Origin of the sequence: Neisseria animaloris, assembly GCF_900637855.1 — a bacterium.
Taxonomy (GTDB): Bacteria; Pseudomonadota; Gammaproteobacteria; order Burkholderiales; family Neisseriaceae; genus Neisseria; species Neisseria animaloris.
Genome location: NZ_LR134440.1, coordinates 832713 through 858870, shown reverse-complemented (window position 1 = coordinate 858870; position 26158 = coordinate 832713). Strand labels below are relative to the sequence as shown.

Annotated in this window: 24 protein-coding genes and 2 tRNA genes; 15 read left to right on the top strand and 11 right to left on the bottom strand. The window is 47.2% G+C overall.

From position 1 onward, the window contains the following. Positions 1–97 precede the first annotated feature (97 nt). Complete coding sequence (locus EL216_RS04060; protein WP_085389466.1) at positions 98–613, top strand: hemerythrin domain-containing protein; 516 nt, start codon at positions 98–100, stop codon at positions 611–613. Positions 614–677: 64 nt separating this feature from the next. Here the strand turns inward: EL216_RS04060 and lptG are convergent, their stop codons facing one another. Continuing rightward, entirely contained in the window at positions 678–1748 is a 1071-nt protein-coding gene (lptG, locus tag EL216_RS04055; RefSeq protein ID WP_085389467.1) for an LPS export ABC transporter permease LptG, read from the bottom strand. Next, positions 1745–2857 (bottom strand): LPS export ABC transporter permease LptF, encoded by a 1113-nt coding sequence (gene lptF / locus EL216_RS04050; protein ID WP_085389597.1) that lies wholly within the window; start codon positions 2855–2857, stop codon positions 1745–1747. The genes lptG and lptF overlap by 4 nt, the downstream gene beginning before the upstream one ends. 197 nt (positions 2858–3054) lie before the next feature. Here lptF and EL216_RS04045 point away from each other — a divergent pair, with 197 nt between their 5' ends. The 4 genes from EL216_RS04045 (at position 3055) to ushA (ending at position 10125) form a co-directional block, all read left to right on the top strand. Then, the gene (locus tag EL216_RS04045; protein ID WP_085389468.1) at positions 3055–4479 is read left to right on the top strand and encodes a leucyl aminopeptidase; all 1425 of its coding nucleotides are present in this window, start codon (positions 3055–3057) and stop codon (positions 4477–4479) included. A gap of 380 nt (positions 4480–4859) precedes the next feature. After that, on the top strand, positions 4860–7157 hold the full coding sequence (locus tag EL216_RS04040; RefSeq protein WP_085389469.1) for a type VI secretion system Vgr family protein: 2298 nt from the start codon (positions 4860–4862) through the stop codon (positions 7155–7157). A 12-nt stretch (positions 7158–7169) separates the two neighbouring features. After that, positions 7170–8306, top strand: a complete 1137-nt coding sequence (locus EL216_RS04035) for a DUF2169 family type VI secretion system accessory protein (RefSeq protein ID WP_085389470.1) — start codon at positions 7170–7172, stop codon at positions 8304–8306. Positions 8307–8487: 181 nt separating this feature from the next. Further along, positions 8488–10125 carry a bifunctional UDP-sugar hydrolase/5'-nucleotidase UshA gene (gene ushA / locus EL216_RS04030; protein WP_085389471.1) on the top strand — a complete coding sequence of 546 codons (1638 nt, stop codon included), beginning with the start codon at positions 8488–8490 and terminating at the stop codon, positions 10123–10125. Between the two features lie 83 nt (positions 10126–10208). Here ushA and EL216_RS04025 read toward each other — a convergent pair whose 3' ends face one another. Continuing rightward, complete coding sequence (locus EL216_RS04025; protein ID WP_085389472.1) at positions 10209–10688, bottom strand: FKBP-type peptidyl-prolyl cis-trans isomerase; 480 nt, start codon at positions 10686–10688, stop codon at positions 10209–10211. 484 nt (positions 10689–11172) lie between these two features. Here EL216_RS04025 and EL216_RS04020 point away from each other — a divergent pair, with 484 nt between their 5' ends. From EL216_RS04020 to EL216_RS04010, 3 genes are all read left to right on the top strand, one after another. Then, positions 11173–11475, top strand: coding sequence for a hypothetical protein (locus tag EL216_RS04020; RefSeq protein ID WP_085389473.1), 303 nt, complete (start codon positions 11173–11175; stop codon positions 11473–11475). Positions 11476–11697: 222 nt separating this feature from the next. Continuing rightward, positions 11698–13077, top strand: a complete 1380-nt coding sequence (locus tag EL216_RS04015) for an FAD-binding oxidoreductase (protein ID WP_085389474.1) — start codon at positions 11698–11700, stop codon at positions 13075–13077. A 176-nt stretch (positions 13078–13253) separates the two neighbouring features. Further along, positions 13254–14306: an ABC transporter permease subunit gene (locus EL216_RS04010; RefSeq protein ID WP_085389475.1), complete on the top strand. Its 1053-nt coding sequence runs from the start codon at positions 13254–13256 to the stop codon at positions 14304–14306. Positions 14307–14367: 61 nt separating this feature from the next. Here EL216_RS04010 and ykgO read toward each other — a convergent pair whose 3' ends face one another. From ykgO to EL216_RS03995, 3 genes are all read right to left on the bottom strand, one after another. Continuing rightward, positions 14368–14493 carry a type B 50S ribosomal protein L36 gene (gene ykgO / locus EL216_RS04005; protein ID WP_003685279.1) on the bottom strand — a complete coding sequence of 42 codons (126 nt, stop codon included), beginning with the start codon at positions 14491–14493 and terminating at the stop codon, positions 14368–14370. Beyond that, positions 14493–14768 carry a type B 50S ribosomal protein L31 gene (locus EL216_RS04000; RefSeq protein WP_085389476.1) on the bottom strand — a complete coding sequence of 92 codons (276 nt, stop codon included), beginning with the start codon at positions 14766–14768 and terminating at the stop codon, positions 14493–14495. The genes ykgO and EL216_RS04000 overlap by 1 nt, the downstream gene beginning before the upstream one ends. Positions 14769–14972: 204 nt before the next feature. Then, positions 14973–15278, bottom strand: a complete 306-nt coding sequence (locus EL216_RS03995; protein WP_085389477.1) for a monooxygenase — start codon at positions 15276–15278, stop codon at positions 14973–14975. Between the two features lie 131 nt (positions 15279–15409). Here EL216_RS03995 and EL216_RS03990 point away from each other — a divergent pair, with 131 nt between their 5' ends. The 5 genes from EL216_RS03990 to dld all read left to right on the top strand — a co-directional run bounded on the left by EL216_RS03990 (position 15410) and on the right by dld (position 20763). Continuing rightward, complete coding sequence (locus tag EL216_RS03990) at positions 15410–16432, top strand: ABC transporter permease (RefSeq protein ID WP_085389478.1); 1023 nt, start codon at positions 15410–15412, stop codon at positions 16430–16432. 31 nt (positions 16433–16463) lie between these two features. After that, positions 16464–16745: a hypothetical protein gene (locus EL216_RS03985; RefSeq protein WP_085389479.1), complete on the top strand. Its 282-nt coding sequence runs from the start codon at positions 16464–16466 to the stop codon at positions 16743–16745. Between the two features lie 241 nt (positions 16746–16986). Next, positions 16987–18528, top strand: a complete 1542-nt coding sequence (locus EL216_RS03980) for an ABC transporter ATP-binding protein (protein ID WP_085389480.1) — start codon at positions 16987–16989, stop codon at positions 18526–18528. A gap of 81 nt (positions 18529–18609) precedes the next feature. Continuing rightward, positions 18610–18939: a thioredoxin TrxA gene (trxA, locus tag EL216_RS03975; RefSeq protein ID WP_054598580.1), complete on the top strand. Its 330-nt coding sequence runs from the start codon at positions 18610–18612 to the stop codon at positions 18937–18939. Between the two features lie 132 nt (positions 18940–19071). Next, positions 19072–20763 (top strand): D-lactate dehydrogenase, encoded by a 1692-nt coding sequence (gene dld, locus EL216_RS03970; RefSeq protein ID WP_085389481.1) that lies wholly within the window; start codon positions 19072–19074, stop codon positions 20761–20763. A 54-nt stretch (positions 20764–20817) separates the two neighbouring features. Here the strand turns inward: dld and EL216_RS03965 are convergent, their stop codons facing one another. The 3 genes from EL216_RS03965 to EL216_RS03955 form a co-directional block, all read right to left on the bottom strand. Then, positions 20818–21567 (bottom strand): amino acid ABC transporter permease, encoded by a 750-nt coding sequence (locus EL216_RS03965; protein ID WP_085389482.1) that lies wholly within the window; start codon positions 21565–21567, stop codon positions 20818–20820. Between the two features lie 445 nt (positions 21568–22012). Next, a tRNA-Glu gene (locus EL216_RS03960) sits at positions 22013–22087 on the bottom strand. Between the two features lie 14 nt (positions 22088–22101). After that, positions 22102–22178 (bottom strand) — tRNA-Arg (locus tag EL216_RS03955). A 102-nt stretch (positions 22179–22280) separates the two neighbouring features. Between EL216_RS03955 and EL216_RS03950 the strand changes: the two genes are divergently transcribed. Both EL216_RS03950 and EL216_RS03945 read left to right on the top strand, forming a co-directional pair. Next, on the top strand, positions 22281–23672 hold the full coding sequence (locus tag EL216_RS03950) for a 3'-5' exonuclease family protein (RefSeq protein ID WP_085389483.1): 1392 nt from the start codon (positions 22281–22283) through the stop codon (positions 23670–23672). Between the two features lie 62 nt (positions 23673–23734). Then, positions 23735–24529, top strand: coding sequence for a Cof-type HAD-IIB family hydrolase (locus EL216_RS03945; RefSeq protein ID WP_085389484.1), 795 nt, complete (start codon positions 23735–23737; stop codon positions 24527–24529). A gap of 87 nt (positions 24530–24616) precedes the next feature. On the opposite strand, the gene EL216_RS03940 is transcribed toward EL216_RS03945, so the two are convergent. Beyond that, on the bottom strand, positions 24617–25285 hold the full coding sequence (locus EL216_RS03940; protein ID WP_085389485.1) for a hypothetical protein: 669 nt from the start codon (positions 25283–25285) through the stop codon (positions 24617–24619). Positions 25286–25757: 472 nt separating this feature from the next. Continuing rightward, positions 25758–26096, bottom strand: a complete 339-nt coding sequence (gene erpA / locus EL216_RS03935) for an iron-sulfur cluster insertion protein ErpA (RefSeq protein ID WP_085389486.1) — start codon at positions 26094–26096, stop codon at positions 25758–25760. Positions 26097–26158: the final 62 nt, after the last annotated feature.

The following is a 26158-nucleotide window of genomic DNA, read 5'->3' as shown; positions in this document are numbered from 1 at the left end:
ACCATAAGAGTAAGGAAGGCCGTCTGAAAACAGTGTGCAGGTTACAGCCGTGCCTGAAAAGCGTTATCATGTTTGCCGATATATCAAGGAGCCGACCATGAACTTTTTCGATACCCGCAGCATAACTTTTGCCGAACCGGTAGAAATGCTGTATGCCTGCCACGGAAAAGTCCGCCGTTTTTGCGGGCAGATAAAAATGTTACCGGATTACCTTGAAGAAAACGGCTGCAATGATGTTGTTTTGCAGGCGGTAAAGCAGATTGCCCAGTATTTCAATGTCGCCGCGCCGCTGCACCATCAAGACGAAGAAGAGGATTTCTTTCCCTTGCTGCTGCAACATGCTCCGCAAGCACAAGACAGTGTCGACCGCCTTTTGCAGCAACATGAAAGCCTGCATCAGAATTGGGCCGCATTGGCCGAAGAGTTTGCCAAACTTCAAAAAGATAAAAACTATAGACCTGATCGGGAAATATTGGAACGTTTCACTGCCGGTTACGATGTCCATTTGGCACTTGAAGAATCGCTGTTTGAAATGGGCAAACAGTTTGTGCCGCAGGATCAATTGGCGGCAATCGGTCGAAATATGGCGGAGCGCAGGAAACCGAAAGCGTAGGTTATATTATGAGAGAGGCCGTCTGAAAACTTGTTTTCAGACGGCCTCTCGGCTTTTTGTTCCTTCAACGCCGTTCCTGCCTGCGTATCAGATAAACACCTAAGATACCGAAGAGTACCGTCGGCAGTATGGCGGCGATGAAGGGAGGAACGCCGTAGAGTTGGCTGGTAAAGCCGAACAGCCGTCCGGCGAAGTGGAAAGCAAGCCCCAAGCAGATGCCGGCAAACAGCTTCAAGCCCATGTTGCCGTGGCGGGTGGTTTGCGGCGTAAATGCCAGTGCGACCAAGGCCATAATGGTGGCGGCAACGGGATACATCAATTTGCGCCACCATGCTATTTCATAAGTTTTGGTTTGTTGGTTGTTGGCCTTCATATGGCCTATGTAGGTGGTGAGGGCCGATACCGACATCTGTTCGGGCTTAACCAGCAACACGTCAAGCAGGTTGCGTTGCAGCTCGACCGGCCATTTTTGCACGGCTTGGATTTCGGTGCGTACTTGTTCGCTTTCGAGCAGGCTGCGGCGCACGTTTTTAAGCTGCCAGCTGTTATCGTCGTTCAATACGGCGGATTCTGCTTCTATGGCTTCGGCAAGCCGGAAGGCTTCGTTGTGTTTCCAGATTTTTACGCCGAGCAGAGTGTGGTCGGGCAGCATTTCGCGCACATTGATAATGTTATCCTGCTCCTTCAGCCATAAACCTTGGCTGCCGGTACTGATTTTACCGTTGACGGCGGTGGCCTTGAGATTTTCGGCACGTTGGCTGAGCGAGGGTGCGATCCATTCACCCAGCAGTGCGGTTAACACTGCAAAAATCAAACCGAACTGGAACAAAACGGTGATCAGTTTTTTGGTACTCATGCCGCTGGTTTTCATCACGGTAAGTTCGCTGCCGGAAGCCAGTTGGCTGAGTGCGACCAAGCCGCCGATTAAGACGGCCAGCGGCATCAATTCGTAAGCATGGGCAGGCATCTGCATCAGCACATACTGCATCATTTTGATACCGGTGTAACTGCCTTGGCCGATGTCGCCCACTTCGCCGATGATGTCGAAAAAGCTGTATAAGGCGAGAAATGCCAGAAGGGCATATACCGACATCACGCTGAGTTGGCGGATAAGATAGCGGGTAAGCAGCATCATTTCACACCGCCTTTCATACTGTTTTGCAAGGCTTGCCAAAACGGTTGCGCCGGCATACTGCGTACGCGCAGCAGAATAACGGCGATAGCAAGCATGAGAATGTGCATGGGCAGCATCCCGACCCAGAAATTGAGTTTGCCGTCTTCCACGGCGTTGCGCAGAAAAGTGAGGCCGTTTTGATAAACCAGATAAAGGCCGATGGCAATCAAGATGTTATAAGTGTGCCCCGTGCGCGGGTTGAAATAGGAAAGCGGCACGGCCAGTATGCTCAACAGCAATACGCTGATGGGCAAAGACAAGCGCCACATCAATTCGGCTTGGTATTGCGGATTGTCGCTGCCGAAAAGTTTGGATGTCGGAATGGTGCGGCGGTGGGAAATCGGGTCGACGATTTTCGGCACGGTGCTGATGATCAGGCTGAGGTGTTCGAACGATACTTGGTTATAGTCGGCTTTGCCGGGCGTGCCGCTGTAACGGTAGCCGTTGCTTAATTCCAGCGTACGTTTGTTTTCTTTTAAAGAAAAAGTGCCTTCTTTGGCTAGAATAATGTTGTCGTTGCCTTTGCTGTCGTGTTCGCGCAGAAACAGATTTTTCATAATGCCTGAATCGACATCGAAAGTTTCAACGAAATATACCCGCCTGTTGCGTTTGCCCAGCGTGCGGAATTCTCCTGCTTCGATTAAAGAAAGCTCCTGTTTCTGCTTGAGGATTTCGGCAAATTCACGGCTGCGCAGCTCGGCCCACGGCATTATGAAAAGCTGCATCACAGCAATCAGGATGGCAAACGGCACGGCGAACTGCAATACGGGACGTATCCATTGCTTCAGTGCCAAACCGCAGGAAAGCCAAACCGACATTTCACTGTCACGCCAATATCTTGTAAGTACGGTCAGTGTACTGATGTAGGCCGTCAGTACCAAAAGAAGCGGGGTCATGCCGATAACCCAAAATCCCACCAGAGCCGCTACGGCATCAATAGCCACACGGCCGTCTGCAGCTCGCCCCAGCAGGTTGATGGCCTGTGTAGACACCAAAACCGCCAACAGTACTACAAAAATGCCGACTGCAGTAAATGAAAGCTCTTTAATAAAATTACGTTGATAAATCATAAAAATATGCTGCTTTTTCATGCGGGAAGGGCTTCGGGCGGCCTTTAGAGCCGGAAACGGGGCTTGCCGTTTGGTGTGTTCCGAATGGCCGGATATGGAGTACAATCGAACCATATGTTTCAGACGGCCTCGGATAATATACTGAAGGCCGTCTGAAAAAATCCATTTAAATCACCGCTTCAACTAGGAGAATAAACATGGAATTTAGCATAAAAGCTGAAAAATTGCAGCCGAACCAAGCCGGCGCATTGCTTTACATCTGTGAAGATGCTTGCCCGTGCAGCAAGAATAGTGATAATCCGGTGGCCGCATTATTGTGCGGTGCATTGGAGGAAGATCAGGTGTTTGCCGAAACCAAAACATCCGAAGAAGGTAGTTTGAAAGCGGTTGCCGTTGTCCGTTTGAAGGATATGCAGCGTGATGCAGTTGCTAAAGCTGCATCGGAAGCAGCTACTTGGGCTCAAAAACAAGAACGGGTAAGTGTGTGCGTGGCACCGTTCAATAAAAAAAATGCTGCTTTAGTGGTAGAAGTGTTTGCTGAAGCTTTCGGCAATGCCGTTTACCGTTTCGAGCGCTATAAAAAAGAAAGCAAACCGGCCAAATTGGAAAAAGCGGTGTTTTTCTGTGCCGAACACACCCAAGCCGTTCAGACGGCCTTGGAAGTGGCCGAAGCGCAGATTCACGGTGTAAACATCTGCAAAGACCTCGGTAATGCGGCTCCCAATGAGTGTACGCCTAAATTTTTGGCTGAAACCGCCAAAGAAGAAGCCGAAAAAGTGGGCGCATCGGTAAAAATTCTCGATAAAGACTACATCAAGAAAAACATGGGTGCGTTTTGGTCGGTAGCCAAAGGCAGCAAACAGAAACCGTATTTGATTGAACTTTCTTATTTCGGCGCAAAAGACCAAAACGAAGCTCCTATCGTGCTGGTAGGTAAAGGCATCACTTTCGATTCGGGCGGCATTTCCCTGAAGCCCGGCCTGAATATGGATGAAATGAAATACGATATGTGCGGTGCAGCCAGCGTTATCGGTACTTTCTGTGCCGCCGCCAAGCTGAAACTGCCGATTAATCTGATTGCCATTGTGCCGACTTGTGAAAACATGCCTTCCGGTGGTGCAAACAAACCGGGCGATATTGTAACCAGCATGAAAGGTTTGACCATCGAAGTACTGAACACCGATGCGGAAGGCCGTTTGATTTTGTGTGATGCGCTCACTTATGCTGAACAGTTCAAACCTAAAGCGGTGGTTGACGTAGCCACGCTTACCGGCGCATGTATTGTGGCACTCGGCCATGACGTGAGTGGCGTGATGGGCAACAATCAGAAACTGGTCGACAGCTTGCTTGCCGCGGCCAAACATACCGATGACAAAGCATGGCAGTTGCCGCTGTTCGACACTTATAAAGAACAGCTTAAATCCAATTTTGCCGATCTTCCCAATATCGGCACGCCCGGTGCAGGCACGATTACTGCAGGAGTGTTTTTGTCTTACTTCACCGAAGATTACCCGTGGGCGCACTTGGATATCGCCGGAACCGCATGGAAATCAGGCAAAGAAAAAGGTGCAACCGGCCGTCCGGTACCGCTGCTGCTCAATTATCTGCGTCATGTGAAATAGTATCGGAAAGCAGGCTTGTGCCTGCTTTTTTATTGGCAGGTATTTTGCAGAGCATTGTTTGCCGCACATTTCTTCTTGTGCTTTGAGCTTGCTTCGGCCGGTTTTGAAAGCCGTCAGGCCGTCTGAAAGCATGGTTTTCAGACGGCCTCCGGAAAAGTGTAAAAAGCGTTTGTTATAACCGGAACCTTATCTTTGCAAGTGTAGTCTATACATAATAAGTAATAATAATTTACTGTATTTTGCTATAATTTATACTGAAGTTTGAACAGTAGGTTGGTGGCATTTCGTTGATTCAAACGGTATTGTCAGCCGGATGTGTGATTCGGCTCTCGCATAAGGCACCGTATCGGAGCCGGGTTCTCCAATCAGGAATATTCTAAATGAACAGAACAGTCATTGCTCAAACGCCTTTAGGTCAAAGTTTGTTGTTTAAAAAGCTGGAAGGAACCGAAGCGGTTTCAGAGCTTTTCAAATTCGATATTACTTTTGTTTCTAAAAACCCTAATCTACAAGGCCGCGATATTGTCGGCCAGCCGGTAACATTGGAAATCGATACCGAAGCAGGCAGCCCGCGCTATCTGAACGGCTTGGTTACTGATTTCGGCTATATCGGCGAAGATGAAGACGAAGAAGGCTATCATGCTTATGCTTGTACTGCCCGCCCGTTTATGTGGTATCTCACTCAAAATGTAGACAGCAGAGTATTCGTGGATAAATCGGTGCTGGATATTGCTGACGAAGTTTTATCTGCATTCGGCTTTCCTTATCAGGTTAAATGCCAAAAAAGTTATCGTACGCGAGGCTTCTGTGTTCAATATCAGGAAACCAGTTTTAATTTCTTGAACCGTTTGTTTGAGCAAGAGGGCATTTATTATTACTTTACCCACAGCAACGGCTCGCACGAGTTGATTATCGCCGACGATGTCGGCATCTTAGAGCCTATCCCTTCTTCCAACATTCCTTACCACTCTCGTCAAACCGCACCGGGCGCACCCAGCACTGCTTATATCGACATCTGGGAAGAGAGGGATTCTCTTAAATCCAGCCAGTTTGTAACACAAGAATACAATTACAAAAATGCCAAAGTGCCGATGAAATCGCAGGATTCCGTTCACGATTTCAGCTCGGTAACCATGGAACACTATGATTTCTATACCGGCTTCAGCGATGTTTCCGAAGCGCAGAATTACAGCCAAGTGCGCAGTGAAGATTTAAAGAGCCAAACCAAAGTCATCACCGGCTCCGGCACGGCGTTGACGATTGCTCCGGGTTATGCATTTACCCTTAGCAGACACCCGCATTCATCATCCAATACCGAATATACAATTCTGAATGCAAACTACGATTTTGAAGAAGCTGGTTATACTACTGGCACCCGTATCGGCAAATTCAGAATTTCGTTCCGCGTATTGCCGAAGTCGTACCAATACCGCCCGCCGCTGAAAACACCCAAACCGAAAGTATTGGGTACGCAGGCTGCAACGGTTACCGGTCCGGCCGGAGAGGAAGTTCATACCAACGAATACGGCGATATTAAAGTCCAATTCCATTGGGACCGCTACGGTAAAATGGATGAGAATAGTTCTAACTGGGTTCGTGTAACGCAAGGCTCGGCCGGTGCAGGATACGGTTCCATCAATACGCCGCGTATCGGCGAAGAAGTGTTGGTCGACTTCATTAACGGCGATGCCGACCGGCCGATCGTATTGGGCCGTCTGTATAACAGCGCGATGTCGCCGCCGTGGGGCTTCCCCGCCGCCGCCAAGCAATCCGGTATTAAGAGTAAAAGTTTCAACTCGCCGCTTTCTAACTTTAACGAACTGATGTTCAACGATACTGCAGGCTCTGAAATGGTGAATTTTCAGGCGCAGAAGGATTTGACATCGCTGGTTAAAAACAACGAAACCCGCAACGTCAATAACGATCGCACCACCACCATCGGTAACAACGAAACGGTAACAGTGGTAGGAGATAGGACTAAAACCGTCCAAAAAAACGAAACGGCTTCGATTACCCAAAATCGTACTAAATCGGTCGGTCAGGACGAAACGGCGAGCATTACCCAAAACCAAAACGTCAGTGTAGGCCAAAACCAAAGCACCAGTGTAGGCCAAAACCAAAGTACCAGCGTGGGTAAGGACCAAAGCGTCAACGTGGCGATGAACCGCAGCCGCTCGGTCGGTCAAAACGAGAATGTAACCATCGGCCAAAGCCAGGCGTTGACGGTGGGGCAGGATCAAAACGTTACTGTCGGCCAAAACCAAGCGTTTACCGTCGGAGCCAACCGCAATAAAACCGTGGTTTCTAACGAAGTCAGCAGCATCGGCGGCAACAAGCAGGAAACGGTAAGCCAAAACGGTATGAACAATGTCGGCATCGGCCAGATGACCAATATCGGTGCGGGCTATATGCTGAACGTCGGCGGCGGCTGGATGACCAACGTCGGTGCGGCGGAAATGCACAGTGTCGGCCTGATTATGGCCATTAATGCCGGCATGAACATCGGCCTCAATGCCGGCCGCAACATCACTTTGTCGGCTAATTCCAAAATCACTCTGCAAGTTGGCAATTCCATGATTGTGATGGATAAAAACAAAATCGCCATCGTGAGCAAAAAAATCAAAATCGTCGGCACCAAAGACATAGATATAACCGGTCAAAAAGTGGACATCAACTAGAGAAGAACCGCCATGTTCGAACTGGAAAACTTTACCTGTTTTCATACGCAGCAATTTAAAAATGTCGACCAGTTGGATCGGGCATATGATGTTGTTGTTGCCAAAGTCAGCTATGAATTTGAAATCGACCCGGCAACCGGGCAAACAGAGCTTCAGTTTGCCCGCACGCAAACGCCGCTTACGTTTGCCGACACTTTTTACGGTAATCCGTCACAGACGACAACCTTGCTCGAAAGCGATTTTTCACTTTATAAACCGAAAGTGGATATCGTGGTTAACGCCACTGCTTACTCACCCGACGACAGAATGATCGGGCAATTTCCGGTTTCGGTACAGATCGGCGATTATAAAAAGCCTTTGGCCGTTACCGGTCCTCGCTATTGGGTAAGGGAAGCATTGGGCTGGACTTTGGGTGAGGCTTCCCCCATCGATTCGCTGCCGATCCGTTATGAATTTGCTTTCGGCGGCAGTGAGGTGGAAGACGACCATGAAGGGTATCAGGAAAACGCCATCGGTATGGGTTATTACCCGAAAGCGTTTTTGCGGAAAAACAGCGCCAAACGTATGTTGCCCGCCCATCAGATTTACAATCCCGCCAAGCCGGTGAGAGATCCGAGCGAAATTGCCGTGCCTGAAGGTTTCGGCTTTTTCCCCCGATATTTTGCCCGGCGCGCGCGGCATACGGGTACGGCGGATGCGGAATGGATAGAAAAGCGCGCTCCCTTGCTGCCGGAAGATTTTTCCATGGCGTATTGGAACGGCGCGCATCCGTCGTTGCAATTGCAACATTTCAAACCCAACCATATTTATGAATTCGGATTTACCGGATTGGTGCATTCTTTCCAAGCGCCCAACCAACATTTTACAGTTTCCCTACCGGTGGAAACCGTGTTTGCCCATGTATACACGCCGGCCAATTTGTCTCTTTGCAAAGATTTGATTTTGGATACGGTGGTGGTGGATGTGGAAAAACGCAAGATCGACTGTACTTATCGGACATCGTTTCCTGAAGAGTTGGAAGTTACTTCGTGTCAGTTGAGATTTATCGCAAGACATGAACGTGCTGCACAGATCGAATTGGCAAAAGAGAACAAAGCGTCGAAATCGCAATTTACGCCTATTCCACCGTCGCTGGCAGCAATGATGTAGCAGCAAGTTTGTCTGTTTTTAGAATCATTCCGATAATAGGGAGCTGATTTATGAATCGAAAAGGCCGTCTGAAAAATTCAAGAATTTTCAGACGGCCTTTTTATTGGTATCGATATTTAAATTGTTGTATTTATAATATTTTTATCTACTTTAATCTGTTTGATAACAGAAAGGCTGCGATATGAAACATACTTTATTGATGGCATTGTTACTGCCTGCGCTTGCCCATGCCTACCAACCCGGTAAAACTTACTCTCTGACCGTACTCCACACCAATGACCTGCACGGGCGTTTCTGGCAGAATGCACAGGGTGAATACGGTTTGTCGGCACATCAGACTTTGGTAAAGCAGATTAAAAGGGAAGTGAGAAAAGCGGGAGGTTCGGTTATCGTGCTGAGTGCGGGAGATATCAATACCGGTGTGCCTGAATCGGATATACAGAATGCCCGTCCCGATATTGCCGGCATGAACGCTATCGGTTATACGGCGATGGCTTTAGGAAACCATGAGTTCGATAATCCGTTACAGATTTTAGATATGCAGGAAAAATGGGCAAAATTTCCATTTCTTTCCGCCAATGCCCGTTGGAAGAAAAACGGCAAGCCGCTGGTCAAACCTTATGTTATTTTGAGGAAAAACGGTTTGAAAATTGCGATTGTAGGTTTGACGACCGAAGATACCGCCACGATAGGCAACCCCGAATACACAACTGAAGTCGTGTTCGAACCGTCCCAAAAAGCAGCAGAGGCCGTCTTAAAAGAAGTAGATGCACGCAAGCCCGACATCAAAATTGCGCTGACCCATCTGGGCTATTATCACGACGGCAAACACGGTTACAACGCTCCCGGGGACGTTTCTTTGGCGCGTGGCCTGCCGAAACAGTCTTTCCACATGATTATCGGCGGCCACAGCCATACGGCCGTTTGTTTGGATGAGGCAGGCCGTCTGAAAGAACCTTATAAACCGGGAGACGATTGCCGTCCGGACTATCAAAACGGCACATGGATTATGCAGGCCGGAGAGTGGGGTAAATATTTGGGGCGCGCCGACTTTGAATTTAAAGACGGAAAACTAACCCTTAAATCTTACCGTCTGATTCCGGTCAATTTGAAATACGAAGTAAAAACCGCCGACGGCAAAACTGAATACAAACTTTATCAAAACGAAATCGCACAAGACAAAATACTTGCCTATAGATTGGGTAAATATCAGGCGCAGGGCGATAAATTGCTCGGCGTTAAAGTCGGTTCGGTTAACGGTAAACTTGAAGGGGACCGCAGTCTTGCCCGCCACCAGCAAACCAATCTGGGACGTTTGATTGCCCACGCGCAACGCGAACAGACCCGTGCGGATCTGGCTATTGTAAACAGCGGCGGTATCCGCGATTCGATTCCTGCCGGCGATGTAACCTATAAAAGTATTTTGAAAACGCAACCGTTCGGTAATATCGTGAGTTATGTCGATTTAACCGGCAGCGAGCTGAAAAGCTATCTTAAAGTTGTGGGTTTGAAACAACGCGGTTCCGGTGGTTATCCCCAGTTTGACAATGTCGGCTTGAGTGTTAATTATAAGAACGAGCAGGTCGGCGATATTCGTGTTGGCGGACAACCGGTAGACGACAGCAAAACTTATCGCTTGAGTATTTCAAGCTATCTGGCTTCGGGCGGAGATGGTTATCCGAAAGTGTCCGACCATCCGAAGTACGTCAATACCGGATTCGTTGATGCCGAGATTCTGAAACAGTATTTTGAAAAACACTCTCCGTTGGATGCCACGAAATTCATGCCGCAAGGCGAATTCAAAGTGTTGGCGGATTAATGTAAAAAGGCCGTCTGAAATTTTCAGACGGCCTTTTTACAGCCGATAAACAATCTTTTCAAAAAGTGTCGGAAAGCGGCGATTTAGTGATGATGGCCGTGCTCGCCGTGAACATGGCCGTGTTCGATTTCTTCTTGTTCCGCATCACGTACGCTTTCTACAGTGGCTTTGAAGCGGATTTTCATGCCTGCCAGCGGATGGTTGCCGTCTACTACGGCTTTGCCGTCGGCAACATCGGTTACACGGTAAACCCAAATGTCGCCGGTTTCGGGATCGTCGGCTTCAAACATCATACCTACTTCGACTTCCACCGGAAAAACGTCTACGCTTTCAATGCGTACCAATTCGGGGTCTTGCTCGCCGAAAGCATCATCGGGAGACAAAATCACGTCTACCACATCCCCCACGTTTTTGCCGTGCAACGCTTCCTCCACCAATGGGAAAATACCGTCGTAACCGCCGTGCAAATAAACAATGGGCTGCTCGGTTTTATCGAGTAGCTGGTCGTTGACATCATACATTTCGTAGTGAAGGGAAACGACGGAATTTTTTTGGATGGTCATTTTAAAAATCCTTTTATTATTTGGAAATGGAAAATCTCGATTATTGTAGCACAGCATTAACTGTGCCTGCCCTGAGAGTTTGTACCGGTAATGCGAATAAAACAGTTGGGTATGACGATGTTTTTAAAATTATTATTATTTATTTGTAACTTCTCAATAAAAAGATAAAAAATTTTGTTATGCATCAAAAAATGTTTTTTTATTGCCTTGTGCTTAAATCTTTTGAAATATCAATGCGAACTTAAATTTTCACGGGAATTTTGCGGTAAAAAAGACTATTTCTTTTGAACTTATTTATGCTTCCATATGACTAAGCATCATGTTCTTGCTGGTGCTCGGATACTGTTATGTTGTACCGGCATATTGTGCCGGACATAATCGTATGAGGATTCGGTAATGAATTCCTAAATAAGGTCTGCCTGATAAAGGTTATGACCCTTTGTTTTTTTAAACTTTATTTAAGTCGATTTAAAAGGTATTTAAAATGAAAAAATCATTGTTTGCTGCTGCCCTGATGTCTTTGTTTTTAGCTGCTTGTGGTGGAAATGCAGAAAAAGCTCAAGATGCCGCTGCTAAAGCATCTGAAGCAGTAACAGAAGCAGCATCTGCGGCTTCAGAAGCCGCTGTTGAGGCTTCTACTGCAGCTTCAGAAGCTGCTGCCGACGCACAAAAAGCCGTTGCAGAAGGTGCTGCCGATGCCTCTGCCGCCGTTGCTGAAGCTGCCTCCGCTGCTGAAGCCGCTGCATCCGCCGTTGAAGCTGCTGCATCCGCCGAAGCTGCTAAATAATTTTTATTTGGTACAGATACAATAAAAAGCAGGATACTTGAATAAGTATCCTGCTTTTTGTTTTGCCGTTTTAAAGTTGATTTGGTTGTATTATATGATAGGTATGAATATCTGCGCATGGCGGAATAGATTGTTTCCGATGTTGGCAATTCATCAGGCTTGTTGTTGAAAACAGAGTTTTCAGACGGCCTTATCTTTACTATCAATGAAATCGGGTAAATCATGAACCGACAAACACTACAACAAAAATTGGAAAGATTTTTAGCGGAAAACGAGATAGGAGTGGTTGAAGACGCTGCCGTATGGCTCACCGACCAGCGCGGCCGTTATCGGGGTAGGGCGGATATCGTTGCACAGCCGCAGAGTGTGGAGCAGGTGCAAAAACTGATGCGCTTTTGTTTTGACAATAGAATTGCGGTAACTCCCCAAGGAGGGAATACGGGTTTGTGCGGTGCCGCAGTGCCTGAGGGCGGGGTACTGTTGAATCTTTCCAAACTGAACCGGATCAGGGAAATCAATTTGGCCGACAATGCCATCACTGTAGATGCAGGAGTGGTGTTGCAGAAAGTGCAGGAAGCAGCGGAAAGCGCAGGCCGGTTGTTTCCGCTGAGCTTGGCGAGCGAAGGTTCGTGCCAGATTGGTGGGAATATTGCGTGTAATGCAGGCGGTTTGAATGTGTTACGTTACGGAACCATGCGCGATTTGGTACTGGGTTTGGAAGTGGTGCTTCCCAACGGCAAACTGGTGTCGCATCTGCATCCGTTGCATAAAAATACCACCGGTTACGATTTGCGGCATTTATTTATCGGTAGTGAAGGAACCTTGGGCATTATCACAGGAGCGACGTTGAAACTGTTTGCCCAACCGAAAACCACGGAAACCGCTTGGGTGGGCGTGGATTCAATCGGACGGGCGGTGGAGCTGCTGACCTTGATGCAGGGAAAGTTTGCCGAACGTTTGTGCAGCTTCGAGCTGGTTAGCGGTTTTGCATTGTCGCTGTCGTCGGATTTCAGCCGTCTCCAGCCGCCTACCGATGCAGAATGGCATGTGTTGTTAGAGCTTACCGATTCGGTGGAGCGGGGTGATTTGGGCAATCTGTTGGCGGAATTCCTGTTTGAGCAGGGGTTTGAAAATACTGTTTTGGCCTATTCCGAAACCGACCGTAACGAATTATGGACTTTGCGTGAGAATATTTCCGCCTCGCAGCGCAGTTTGGGTGCAAGCATCAAGCATGATATTGCCGTACCGATTGCCCGTGTTGCCGAATTTGTAGAATCTTGCGGCGCGGCACTTCAGACGGCCTTTGACGATATCCGGATAGTGGTATTCGGGCATCTGGGAGACGGCAGCCTGCATTACAATACGTTTTTGCCGCAAGTGTTAAGCAACGACGTATATGCATATGAAGATGCGGTAAATACCATTGTTTACGAAAATGTTTTGGCCTGCAACGGCACGATTGCGGCGGAACACGGCATCGGTAAAGTAAAAAAACATTGGCTGCCGCGGGTGCGCAGTGAAGCGGAGATTGCGTTGATGCGTGCCATCAAAGTCCAACTTGATCCGCATAATATTCTAAATGCCGATAAGCTGTTACCGTAGCCGGAAAATCTTTGCCATATGCTGTTTCCGCAATAACACCGCTCCGGCATCGGCAGAGCCTTCCGAACGGCAATAAAATATCGAATCCTTATCAAAGGCCGTCTGAAAAAGCCAATCTTTTCAGACGGCCTCAATATGATAAGATGCCTGCATCTTTTGATTTCGGATAAAACCCTATGTGGCGGTATATTTTTCATCGTCTGCTCTTGTTGGTGCCTACGCTGTTGGGCATCTTGGCGGTAACGTTTGCCGTGATCCAGTTCGTACCCGGCGGGCCGGTGGAACAGATGGTGCAGCAGCTCACGCAAGGCGGAGGAGTAGGCGGCGAAACGGCAGCACAGACCGACAGCATATTGAAGCGCGGGGGCGGCTTGAGTGCCGACGATATGGCCGCGCTCAATGCTTTATACGGTTTCGACAAACCGCCGCTCACGCGCTTTTTCGATATGGTGTGGCGTTTTGCCCGTTTTGATTTGGGCGAAAGTTTTTTCCACCACCAAACCGTGTTCGAGCTGGTAAAGGAAAAAATGCCGGTGTCGATGAGCTTGGGGTTGTGGACGTTTTTTCTAACTTATTTAATCTGTATTCCGTTGGGTATCGTGAAGGCGGTGCGCGACGGTTCGCGGTTCGATATGGTTTCCGGCATGGTGATTTTGGTGGGCTACACCATTCCGCCTTTTGTGCTGGGTTTGGTGTTGCTGGTGTTGTTCGGCGGCGGCAGCTTTTTCGCATGGTTTCCGCAGGGTGGTTTGGTGAGTGATGATTGGGAAACGCTCAGTTGGGGCGCGAAAATAACCGATTATCTGTGGCACATGGCTTTGCCGATTACCGCCTCGGTGGCTGGCAATCTGGCGGTGATGATGGTGCTTACCAAAAATGTGTTTCTCGAAGAAATCCACCGCCAGTATGTGTACACCGCCCGAGCCAAAGGTTTGCCGGAAAAGCAGATTTTAATGAAACATGTGTTCCGCAACGCCATGATTCCGCTGATTACCGGTTTCCCCGCCGCCTTTATAGGCGCACTTTTTACCGGCAGCCTGTTGATTGAAACGCTGTTTTCGCTCGACGGCTTGGGTTTGCTTTCTTATGAATCGGTAATTAAACGCGATTATCCGGTGGTGATGGGCACATTGTATGTGTTTACGCTGATGGGGCTGTTGGCGAAATTGCTGTCGGATATTTCTTATTCGTGGGTGGATCCCCGCATTCACTTCGGCGGGCAGAAGTAGCAGAATATACGCAAAGGCCGTCTGAAAAGTTTCAGACGGCCTTTGACATATCCAAACGCATTTAACGCTGGCGGGCTTTAAAACGCGGGTTGCTTTTGCAGATTACATAAACTTTACCCTTGCGGCGTACGATCTGGCAGTCGCGATGGCGTTTTTTAGCCGTTTTCAGCGAAGATAATACTTGCATTATTTGTCCTTTCTGAGTGTGCCCATCATCGATTGATAGCGTTGGTTGAATTTGCTGGCGCGTCCTTCGGTGTGGAACTGGCGTTGTTTGCCGGTGTATACCGGATGGGATGCGGAAGAAGTATCGAGCATGAATACGGGGTATTCGTTGCCATCTTTCCATTTCATCGTTTTGCCGTGGGTATCGGCGCACGAGCGGATGAGCCAGCCTTCGTCGGCACCGCTGTCGTAGAATAATACGGTGCGGTAGTTTTCGGGGTGCAGATTCGGTTTCATTAATCAATCCTCTCTCAAATGTTATGGCGTAACATTATAGACAATTTGAGAATAGTTATCAACATATTTTGCGATGTCCGTATTTAAGCGGCAAAAAGTAGTTCGGCCGATGCCGAAAAGAGCGGTGCCGACAGTCGGGAATAGGCCGTCTGAAATAATGCGGCTTTTCAGACGGCCTTTAAGGTGTTGAAAAAATAAGGATGATTAATCCACTTTGCCACGGTTAATCAGCGTGAGCGGTTCGTTAATATCAAAGATTTTATAGATTATTTCGTTGATGCCGAATGTTTTTAAGCGGGCAGAATGCTTTTCCACATAGGCCAGAGCGGTTTCTTCGTTTTCAAAAAGATAAATTCCGCCGGCCTCTTGGTTTTTCTCGCTTTCCGTCCATACTTTCCAAATAAAGCCCGGCTCCTGATTAATCGATTCGGCAAGTTCGCGCAGTTGGTCGGCCATTTCCGAACCGAACGGCCCGCGAAAGCTAAAATGCATTTGCAGTAATTTTTTCATTTCTATTCCTTATCGACAATAGGCGGAAATTCCATATTCCGCTCACATTTAACAGTATAAACACAAATTGCTGTGGCAGGGCCGTCTGAAAACCGTTATCCTTTTCCACGGTTTTTATTACGGTTAATGATATGCGACTTGATTCCTTACGAACCACATGGCAGGCATTCAAACAACACAAACGCGGCTGGCTGGCCTTGAGGCTGCTGGCCGTGTTGTTTGTGATTGCTTTGGCCGCGCCGCTTTGGAGCAACGACAAACCGTTATGGATACACTACAACGGCCAATATTACTTCCCGCTCGTCAACACCTATCATGAAACCGAGTTCGGCGGCGATTTCGACACGCCAGCAGATTACCTCGACCCTTTGGTGCGGCAAAATATCACTACCAACGGCAACTACGCCGTGTATCTGCCCAACCCTTATGATGCCGACACCCTCAACGATTTCGACACGCAGCCAGACCCTGCAAGGCCGTCTGAAACCCATTGGCTCGGCACCGACGACCGCGGGCGCGACGTGTTGGCGCGGTTGGTGTACGGCTTTCGCGATTCGCTGCTGTTTGCGCTGGCCTTAACCGCCGTAACCACCCTTATCGGCGTGCTGGCAGGCGCGGTACAAGGCTATTTCGGCGGCAAGGTTGATTTGGTGATGCAGCGGTTTCTCGAAATTTGGGGCGGGCTGCCCGAACTTTATTTGCTGATTATCTTATCTTCGTTTTTCAATCCCGGCCTGCTGGTGCTGCTGGTGATTCTGTCTCTGTTCGGTTGGATGGGCTTGTCGGACTATGTGCGCGCCGAGTTTCTCAAAAACCGACAGGCCGATTATGTGCTGGCGGCGAAAAGCATGGGCGTGGGCAACCGCACGATTATGTGGCGGCACATTTTGCCCAACAGCTTAACGCCGGTGCTGGCGTTTCTGCCGTTCCGCATTTCCGGCGCGGTGCTGGCCTTAACCAGCCTTGACTTCCTTGGCTTGGGCGTACCCGCTTCGCAAGCCAGCTTGGGCGAATTGCTGGCGCAAGGCAAAGACAATCTCGACGCATGGTGGATAGGCCTATCGGCCGTCGGCGCGCTGACGGTGATGCTGTTGCTGCTGGTGATGATAGGCGAAGGGCTGCGGTATGCGTTTGACGTTAGGGCGCGGACATAGTTGAAAGTATTTTTAATAAGGAGCATTTAAGGTGAGTGGTAAAGCGGAAAACGATGTAAATGTATTCAATCCAGAAATGAATAAATTACATTTTCTTATTGAAGAATTGGCGGCTTTTTTTACACAAGTATTAATTTTTTTCTGTGTAGCGATGCTTTTATCTAATGGGTTATCGAATGAAGCAGATTTGATAAAATTTGCAGAAAGTAAATTAGCTTCTCATAAAGAATTTTTGTTTACTCTAATCGCAACTATATTCGCATTGGGTTTGCTCACTACAATGCAAAAGCTCTCAAAAGCTCTTAGGAAGTGAAGACACATTTTTGAATAAAATTATTGATAATACTTTGCTGGAATTCCCTAGAACACTTTATTTGTTCGGCAGTAGCTTAGTAGCTGTAACTTTATCTGTTGGTATTTACATTAATCTGAACGCGAGTAGTGGAGATAATCCAACCTTCTTTTTCGTACATGCAATATTTTTTGCGATAGTATTTTTTCTATATGGCTGCATAGTGAAATATTTGCTTATAAGAAATACATTGAAAAAGTAAATGAACATTCTAGAAATCCAAAACCTAAACGCCTTTTTCCCCGGAAAACAGGTGCTGCACGACATTAACCTCAACGTCAAACAAGGGCGCAAGCTGGCGATTGTGGGCGAGAGCGGCAGTGGTAAAACCGTATTGGCGCAAGGCATGATGCAGTTGAATCCGGCGGTGTCGTTTGCAGGCCGTCTGAAATTCAACGGCGAAAACCTGCTCGATAAATCGCCGCGTGAGCTGCAAAAATGGCGCGGCAGGCAAATCGGTATGGTGTTTCAGGAGCCGATGACGGCGTTGAACCCGGTAATGCGCGTGGGCAAACAGATTGCCGAAGTGCTGACGCTGCATCTGGGTTTGCCGCCCAAGCAGGCGTGGGCACGGGCGGTGGAATTGCTGGCGGAAACGGGTATTCGGAATCCCGAAGAGAAAGTGTCTGCCTTTCCGTTTCAGCTTTCGGGCGGTCAGCGGCAGCGGGCGATGATTGCGATGGCGGTGGTGGCGGAGCCTAAATTGCTGATTGCCGACGAGCCGACTACCGCGCTGGATGTGGCCGTGCAGGCGCAGATTCTCGATTTGCTTTCGCGCTTGCAGGCTAGTCATAACATGACTTTGGTGTACATCAGCCACGATTTGAACTTGGTGCGCCGTTTCGCCGACGATGTCGCGGTAATGCGGCACGGGCGGATTGTCGAGCAAGGCGAGGCCGCGCAGGTGTTTGCCCGTCCGCAGCACGAATACACCAAAATGCTGCTGAACGCCGGAGCAGTACGACAGGTGCAGCCTTTGGCCGAACATGCTGCAACCGTGCTCGAGGCGGAAAACATCAGCGTGGCGGTGGGCGAGCGGGCAGGGTGGTTTAAAAAGCGCAGCAAAGTGCTGCTGCATCCGTTGTCGTTCGACTTAAAAGCGGGCGAAACGCTGGGCATTATCGGCGAAAGCGGCAGCGGTAAAACCACATTGGCCAAAGCGGTGATGCGTTTGATGGAGTCGGAAGGCCGTCTGAAAATCAACGGGCAGGCTTGGCAGCCGTTGCTGCGTAAAGAAGTGCAGATGGTGTTTCAAGACCCGTTCGGCGCGTTCAACCCGCGTATGAATGTGTTTGAGATTGTTTCCGAAGCCCTGCGTGTGCACGAGCCGAAAATGAGCCGCGAAACCATGCGCTCCCGTGTGGTGGAAGTGCTGCAACAAGTCGGCCTGCCCGAAGATATTCTCGACCGCTATCCGCATGCTTTTTCAGGCGGCCAAAGGCAGCGGCTGGCGATTGCCCGCGCCATTATCGTACACCCGAAGGTGCTGGTGCTCGACGAACCCACCAGCGCGCTCGATGTGCAGTGGCAGCAGCAGATTTTGGCATTACTGGCTGATTTGCAAAGCAAACATGGCTTGAGCTTAATCATCATCAGCCACGATTTGGCCGTAATCCGCGCGTTGTCGCACCGCGTGATGGTGTTGAAAGACGGCAGGGTGGTGGAGCAGGGCATGTTGGAAGAAGTGTTTGCCAAACCTGATGCGGACTATACTCAAAAACTATTAGCCCATTGCAGCCCTTGAAATTTTAGCGGCCAGCCTCTATGCTAGCGGTCATAAGCTAATCGAATGGCTTTCATTCATCATCATTTAAAGGAACAGAATATGAGCAGCAATTTAATCGTACACGCTACCGATGCTACTTTCGAGCAAGACGTTTTGAAATCAGACGTACCCGTATTATTGGATTTCTGGGCACCGTGGTGCGGCCCCTGCAAAATGATTGCTCCGATTTTGGACGAAGTAGCCGCCGAATTTGAAGGCCGTCTGAAAGTGGTTAAAGTGAACATCGATGAAAACGAGCAAACCCCGAGCCAATTCGGTGTACGCGGTATTCCTACGTTGATGGTGTTCAAAGACGGTCAAAACGTAGCCACTAAAGTGGGCGCATTGGCCAAAGGTCAGTTGGTTGCGTTTGTAAACGCTTCTATCTGATTATATCCGGTATCTAGATGAATCAAGAGGCCGTCTGAAAAATTTTCAGACGGCCTCTTGATATTTGACCCGAAGATAAAAAGATAGCACACTCCTTATTTGATTTATTTATCTGACCGGAAAGATTTTTTCATGACCGCTACCCAACTGATTCAAGCTCTCACCGATATAGTCGGCCGGCAATTCATCATTACCGATCCCGCCAAAACCGAGCCTTACCGCCAAGGCTACCGTTTCGGCGAAGGCAAAGCGTTGGCGGTGGTGCGGCCGGGTACGCTGCTGGAGCAATGGAAAATTCTGCAAGCCTGTGTAGAAGCCGATGTGATTGTGCTGACGCAGGCGGCCAATACGGGGCTGACCGGCGGTTCTACGCCCGACGGCAACGATTACGACCGCGATATCGTGATTGTGAACACCATGCGCATGGATATCATCCGCCCCATCAACAACAACGAACAGGTTGTCTGCCTGCCCGGAGCAACACTCAACCAGCTTGAATTGCTGCTCAAACCGCTTGGCCGTGAACCGCATTCGGTGATCGGTTCGTCGTGCATCGGTGCATCGGTGCTGGGCGGCGTGTGCAACAATTCGGGCGGCGCACTGGTGCAGCGCGGCCCTGCTTATACCGAAATGGCCTTGTTCGCGCAAATAGACGAACAGGGAAAGCTGCATTTAATCAACCATTTGGGTATTGATTTGGGGGAGACCCCCGAAGAAATCCTCACCAATCTGCAAGGCCACCACTATCAGCAGAAAGACATCACCCGCGATGCCGGCAAAGGCCACGACCATGCTTATTGCAACCATGTGCGCCAAGTGGACGAACCCACCGCCGCCCGTTTCAACGCCGACCCCACGCGCCATTACGAAGCATCGGGCTGTGCGGGCAAGCTGATGGTGTTTGCCGTGCGCTTGGATACCTTTCCTTTGGAAAAACACACCGCCGTTTTCTATATCGGCACCAACGATACTGCCGAACTCGCCGACATCCGCCGTGCAGTGCTGGGCGGTTTTCAAAACCTGCCTGTTTCCGGCGAATACATCCACCGCAATGCCTTCGATATGGCTGCCGAATACGGCAAAGACACGTTTTGGGTGATTAAAAAATTCGGCACGCACCAACTGCCCAAGTTGTTCGGTTTTAAAGCGAAAGTGGATAGATTGGGCAAGAAGTTCAAGCTGTTGCCGGCGCATTTTTCCGATAAAGCGTTGCAATTTATCAGCAAATATCTGCCCGAACATCTGCCGCAGTCTTTACGCGACTACCGCAGCCGTTTCGAGCATCATCTGATTTTGAAGATGGGCGGCGAGGGTGTTGAAGAAGCGCGGACGTTTTTGAAAAGCTATTTTGCCGAAAAATCGGGTGCTTATTTTGAATGCAGCCCCGAAGAAACCCAAGCTGCGATGCTGCACCGTTTCGCAGTAGCGTCTGCCGCCGTGCGTTACCGTGCCGTTCACGATCAAGAAGTGGAAGACATTGTTGCTCTCGATATCGCCCTGCGACGCAATGATGATGATTGGTTTGAACGGCTGCCGTCTGAAATTGACAGTAAAATCATCCACAAACTCTACTACGGCCATTTTATGTGCCATGTGTTCCACCAAGACTATATCGTGAAAAAAGGCCACGACTGCATGGATTTGGAACACCAAATGCTCGAGTTGCTCGACCAACGCGGCGCACAATATCCGGCAGAACACAATGTCGGTCACCTGTATGAGGCCAAGCCCGCATTGAAACAGTTTTACCGCAAGCTCGACCCGACCAACAGTTTTAACCCGGGAATTGGTAAAACTTCTAAGAAAAAGGGCTGGGTCGAATAGCTTGGATTTTATTGTGAAGAGGCCGTCTGAAAAGTTTTCAGACGGCCTCTAGAGTTAACGATGTCCGGCAGTGTTGTAGCGTTTCTCCAACCATGAGAACATCCAGCTCAGGCACATGGTCATAACCAGATAAATCAATGCCACGGTGTAGAGCGGCGTATCGTAGATTGAATAACGTCCCGAAATGGTTGCCTGTACGTAAGCCAACTCGGTAACGGCAATTGCCGATAACAGCGAACTGTCTTTCAGCAGGGTAATAAATTCATTAGCCAGAGGAGGCAGCATGCGGCGTAACGCCTGAGGCAAAATCACATAACGCATGGCTTGAGGATAAGTTAAACCCAAAGAGCGGGCAGCTTCTATCTGGCCGCGGTCGATAGATTGGATGCCGGCACGGAAAATTTCCGTAATATACGCGCCTGCGTTTACCATTAACGCTAAAGTACCCGCGATCAGCGCACCGTAATTACGGCGGAGTTCGATGGCCAAATCGCCTGAAATCAGCCAACCGTCGGTAGGGTGGATAAGTGCAACCGCCCAAACAAAATACCAAATAAAAATCTGCACATACAAAGGTGTGCCGCGAAAAAGCGTAACATAAACCAACGAGCATGTACGCAGCAGCCAGGCCAATGTATGGGTAAAAATATTGCCTTTTTCAAAGCGGATAATACGTGCCAATGCGCCGAACAACCCTAGAATCGTACCGCCTAAAGTAGCTGCCACAGTTAAACCCAGCGTGGTTAATGCTCCGTAAAAGAACATCTCGCGATATTCATACACAATGTCAAAACGAAAATCCATATCAGGCTCTTGTGGTTGGTGGTTGCATGGCGAAAATGAAACGCGTCATTTTACAAGAAAATGCAAAAATTGAAATTGTTTATTTTTGATTATGCGGATGAAGTATATGTCTATAACGGTTCAAAAATGATATTTGGTTTTTATAGTTGTCGTTTTAATCTTTTATTTACAGATGATTTTGGAATGTTTGAAGATAATTGAATTTTAAATAATTGATTATTATAAATAATTAAGATATTTAAAATAGTGAGGACGGATAAATTTTATATCTGGTTGCATTTGGCTTTATATTTTTTATTGCGATTCGATTTCTCTGTTATATATCAATTAAACTCTAAAACAGTTAAATATTTTTAGCTTATTAACAAACTTCTTATGATTAGATTAATCAGAGGAAAAATGAAAAACTAAACCCTTCAAGAAAACTCTTGAAGGGTTTAAAAACTGGCACGCCCACGGGGAATCGAACCCCGGTTACCGCCGTGAAAGGGCGATGTCCTAACCGCTAGACGATGGGCGCGGAGATAAAATTTTTGGCGCACCCGGAGCGATTCGAACGCCCGACCCTCTGGTTCGTAGCCAGATACTCTATCCAACTGAGCTACGGGTGCGGAAAAATTTGAATTATATGGATAGGGTATAAACCTGTCAAGCATTTGGCTGTGAAAAAGTGTAGAATATTATTTTGTTATTTGAATTAAATCGGAAAGATTATGGAGGGAGCTTCTCGCTGGCCGTTGCTGGCAGGTTGTTTTGCCCGTTTAGGCATACCCGTGGCTATTGTGGATTTGGAATCGACCGGTGGTAACCTGTATCAAGATCGTGTAACTGAAGTGGCCATCTTGCGTTTTGAAAACGGACAGATTGCACGTTATGAATGGTTGGTAAATCCGCAGCAGCCGATTCCTAGTTTTATTACCGGTTTGACCGGAATTGACGATACAATGGTAGCAAATGCACCGGTTTTTGCCGAATTGGTTTCCGAACTGTTGCCGCTTCTGCGCGGTGCTTTGTTGGTGGCACATAACAGTCGTTTTGATTACACTTTTTTACGCCATGAGTTTCAACGTGCAGGTGTGGATTTTGCGGCCCCTACTTTGTGTACCGTACAGTTTTCCCGTCGTCTTTATCCGCAGTTTCATAAACATAATCTTGACAGCATCATCGAACGGTTCGGACTTATGATTGAAAATCGCCACCGGGCGATGACCGACGTGTTGGCATTGACCGATTTTTTGGAAAAAAGCGTAACCGAAAAAGGTGTGGAAGAATGGGACAATCATTGCCGGGCCTTGATGAATCCCAAAATGTTGCCGACTTGGTTGCCAACATCCCTTTCGGAGCAGTTATATGCTTTGCCCGATACATATGGCGTGTTGACTTGGCTGGATCGGTATGGGCAAGTATTGGCGGTAGAGGCTCACGAGCGCACTTTCTCTGAAATTTCTTATTTGCTTCATACTAAAAAAGTACCTGTTTTTGCGCAGTCAGCAGTATCGGTAAAATTTTTACCGGCACTAGGTGGCATTCATGCGTTATGGTTGAAAGCACAGATTGCAACTGAATATCGGTTGAGGCCGCCTGAAAATTTGAAAAACTATTTAACCGTACAATTTGTACCTGATGAGCAATCTCGTTTACAGGCAAGAATTGTGCCGTTACCAAACGGCAGCCGTCAATCCCAGCCGTACGGGTTGTTTCTCCATAAAAAAGCCGCTAAGCGCGCCTTGGCGGTTTGGGCTAAAGAATATGAATTATGCCCGTCGTCGTTGGATATTTTGCCTGTTGCACATGCTAAAGATGTACCTTGTCCTGTGCAGGAAATCGGGCAGTGTAACGGGTATTGTCATACTGAAACGGGGGTGCAGGTTCAGAACAGTCGCATTCTTGAACGGGCAAAAACTTTACCGGTGGCAGATTGGGGGCGTGCTCATACTATAGAAATTGTGGAAACTAATGCATTATCCCGGCAATCCATAACTTTGCGTTGTGCCGGTGGTGCTTTGGCTTTACCTGATGGCCGCTGGTATTTTGATGAAACGTTGCCTATGTTGTTAAAAGCTAAGTTTAAACAAGGAAAAGGAGCAGTTAGGGTTTTGGCTTAGTTTTTTCAGACGGCCTGAGTATAACAACTCAATTTTTTATTAAACCTTCTTAAGAGAAAATGATGAAAAATCCGAAAATTGTGTTTTTCGATATCGATGATACGCTTTATCGCAAATATACCGATACTTTGCGCCCGTCGGTACTGGAAGCCATGAAAGCTTTAAAAAACCGAGGTATTTTGACAGCAATCGCTACCGGCCGGCCTTTTGTGGCAGTTCCCAGTAAAGTGCGTAAGGTTGTCGAAGAAGCAGGCATGGATTTATTGGTAACGATTAATGGGCAGTTAATCCGCTATCATGGGGAAATATTGAAAAAACATCCGATGGATAGTAGAAAAATAGAGAAGATATGTGCATGTTTTGATGAAAAGCAGATTCCTTATGCTTTTGTATCAGATGAAAAAATTGCAGCATCTGGGTCTGAATTGGTAGTAAAAGAAGCGATGCAATATATCCTTCCCGAGTACATCGTGGATAAGAATTTTTTCCGTAATAATGAGGTTTATCAGATATTAGGGTTTTATACGGCAGAGCAAGAGAAAGAAGTGGGATCGGAAGCGGCAAAGCATGGTTATAAAACCGTGCGTTGGCATGAAACAGCAGTTGATGTGCTTGATAATGAAGGTTCAAAGGCACGAGGCATTCGTACTGCCGTTGCTGAATTGGGCATAGACATGAAAGATGTTATGGCATTCGGAGACGGCTTGAATGATATCGAGATGATGGAAAGTGTAGGCTTTAGTGTAGTAATGGATAATGGACATCCTGATTTGAAAGCAATTGCAGATTTTATTTGCCCAAGCGTTGAAGAAGATGGTGTACTAAACGGTTTGAAGGCTTTAGGTATCATTGATTAAGCTAAGGTTAATAAGGCCGTTAGAAATAAAGATTTCAGACGGCCTTATTTTAATAATATAAATACTTAGGAGTTACATACTCAATGTTTATCGAATAAGGTGGGCAGTGAAGTAGCCGGCTGCAACTAAAATAATAACAATAACTAAAATTACCATACCAGCAATAGCTGCATTTTTCCCTTTGAACAGGAAACGCCAGTTTGGTTTGCCCAACTCTTTTTGAAGTTTTTCCTCTAATTCTGCACGGATTTGTTTACGCAGACGCTTTTCTTCTTCCTGTTTTTCTAGCAATAGTTTGTGTGCAATTTCTTGCTGCTTTTTATGCTCGAAAGCTACTTTTTCTTCCCATTCAATACGTTTACGTTGTATTAGGATTTCGGTTACTGACGGGAAATGTAGACGGCAGGTTGGACAATCTGTAACTTCTGGGCCATCGATGATGGTATTACATACAGGGCATTGTTCAAATGTTTGAGTTTTGTTTTCTTCTTCGGTAACCCTGTCTGGAGCAAGTTCCATTGAACGGCGCACGATAACGTCAAGCCCCAAAAAGCTGAAATAATGCCGTGCATTTTCTCGTTCGTCATTTGTGCAGTATTCAGCGATGATGGCTTGAGGACGTTCTGACAATGCTTGGATTAAGTCATTGGCTTCATTTTCAGGCAAATTATCACGAAGGCAGGCGTTAATTCTTTCATGATCAACACCAGGCGGGTAAGAAACATATACATCGTAAAAATTTTCTGGCTTGTTCATAAGTTTTCCATTAAAAATTAAAGCCATATGAGAATTGCATGTGTTTATTGGGATTATTTAGATGGATTGATTGCAATTTAGGCTCGATTGTTTCTTCTTATAAAATATAACTATTTTATGAGGGAATAGATACTAAAGGGGATATATCTAAATAAACGGTTCTAATTTCAGACTATCAAGTCATATCTTTGTTATTAAATAAAAAATATAGGAAATTACTGAATAATTAAAGCTGTTTGGTATATTTTATTTGTATAATGGTTTGGTAATAAAGGAATAAATTATAAATTATGTTGTTTGATTTGTGGAGAAATATTTTAAACGTGACACATTGGGCACTTATTTTAAGTAATTTATTTTTTGCTTGAAAGTTTCAGATACCTTATTTAGTTAAAACAAAGGCTAAACATGGCTTTTGTCAAATGTAATAACGGCCGCCAGTCATTGGCGGCCTTGAATATTCATTTTGTAGTTAAACTGAAAAAGAAGAACCGCAGCCGCAAGTTGTAGTGGCATTGGGATTGCGGATCACAAATTGGGAACCTTGTAGACTTTCGGTATAATCAATTTCAGCTCCTACTAAGTATTGATAACTCATAGGGTCTACTAAAAAAATCAAGCCGTTTTTTTCAATTTCAAAATCATCATCGTTTTTGATTTCGTCAAAAGTGAAGCCGTATTGAAATCCTGAACAGCCGCCCCCGTTTACAAATACGCGTAGTTTTAAGTCGGGATTATTTTCTTCGGCGATCAAGTCGGCTACTTTTGCACAGCAGCTTTCGGTAAAGATAATAGGGCTTTCGTCTGACATGATGTGATTCCTTTTATTTAAATATATTGAGTGTATTGTCGCGCAAACGTATTACTTAGGCA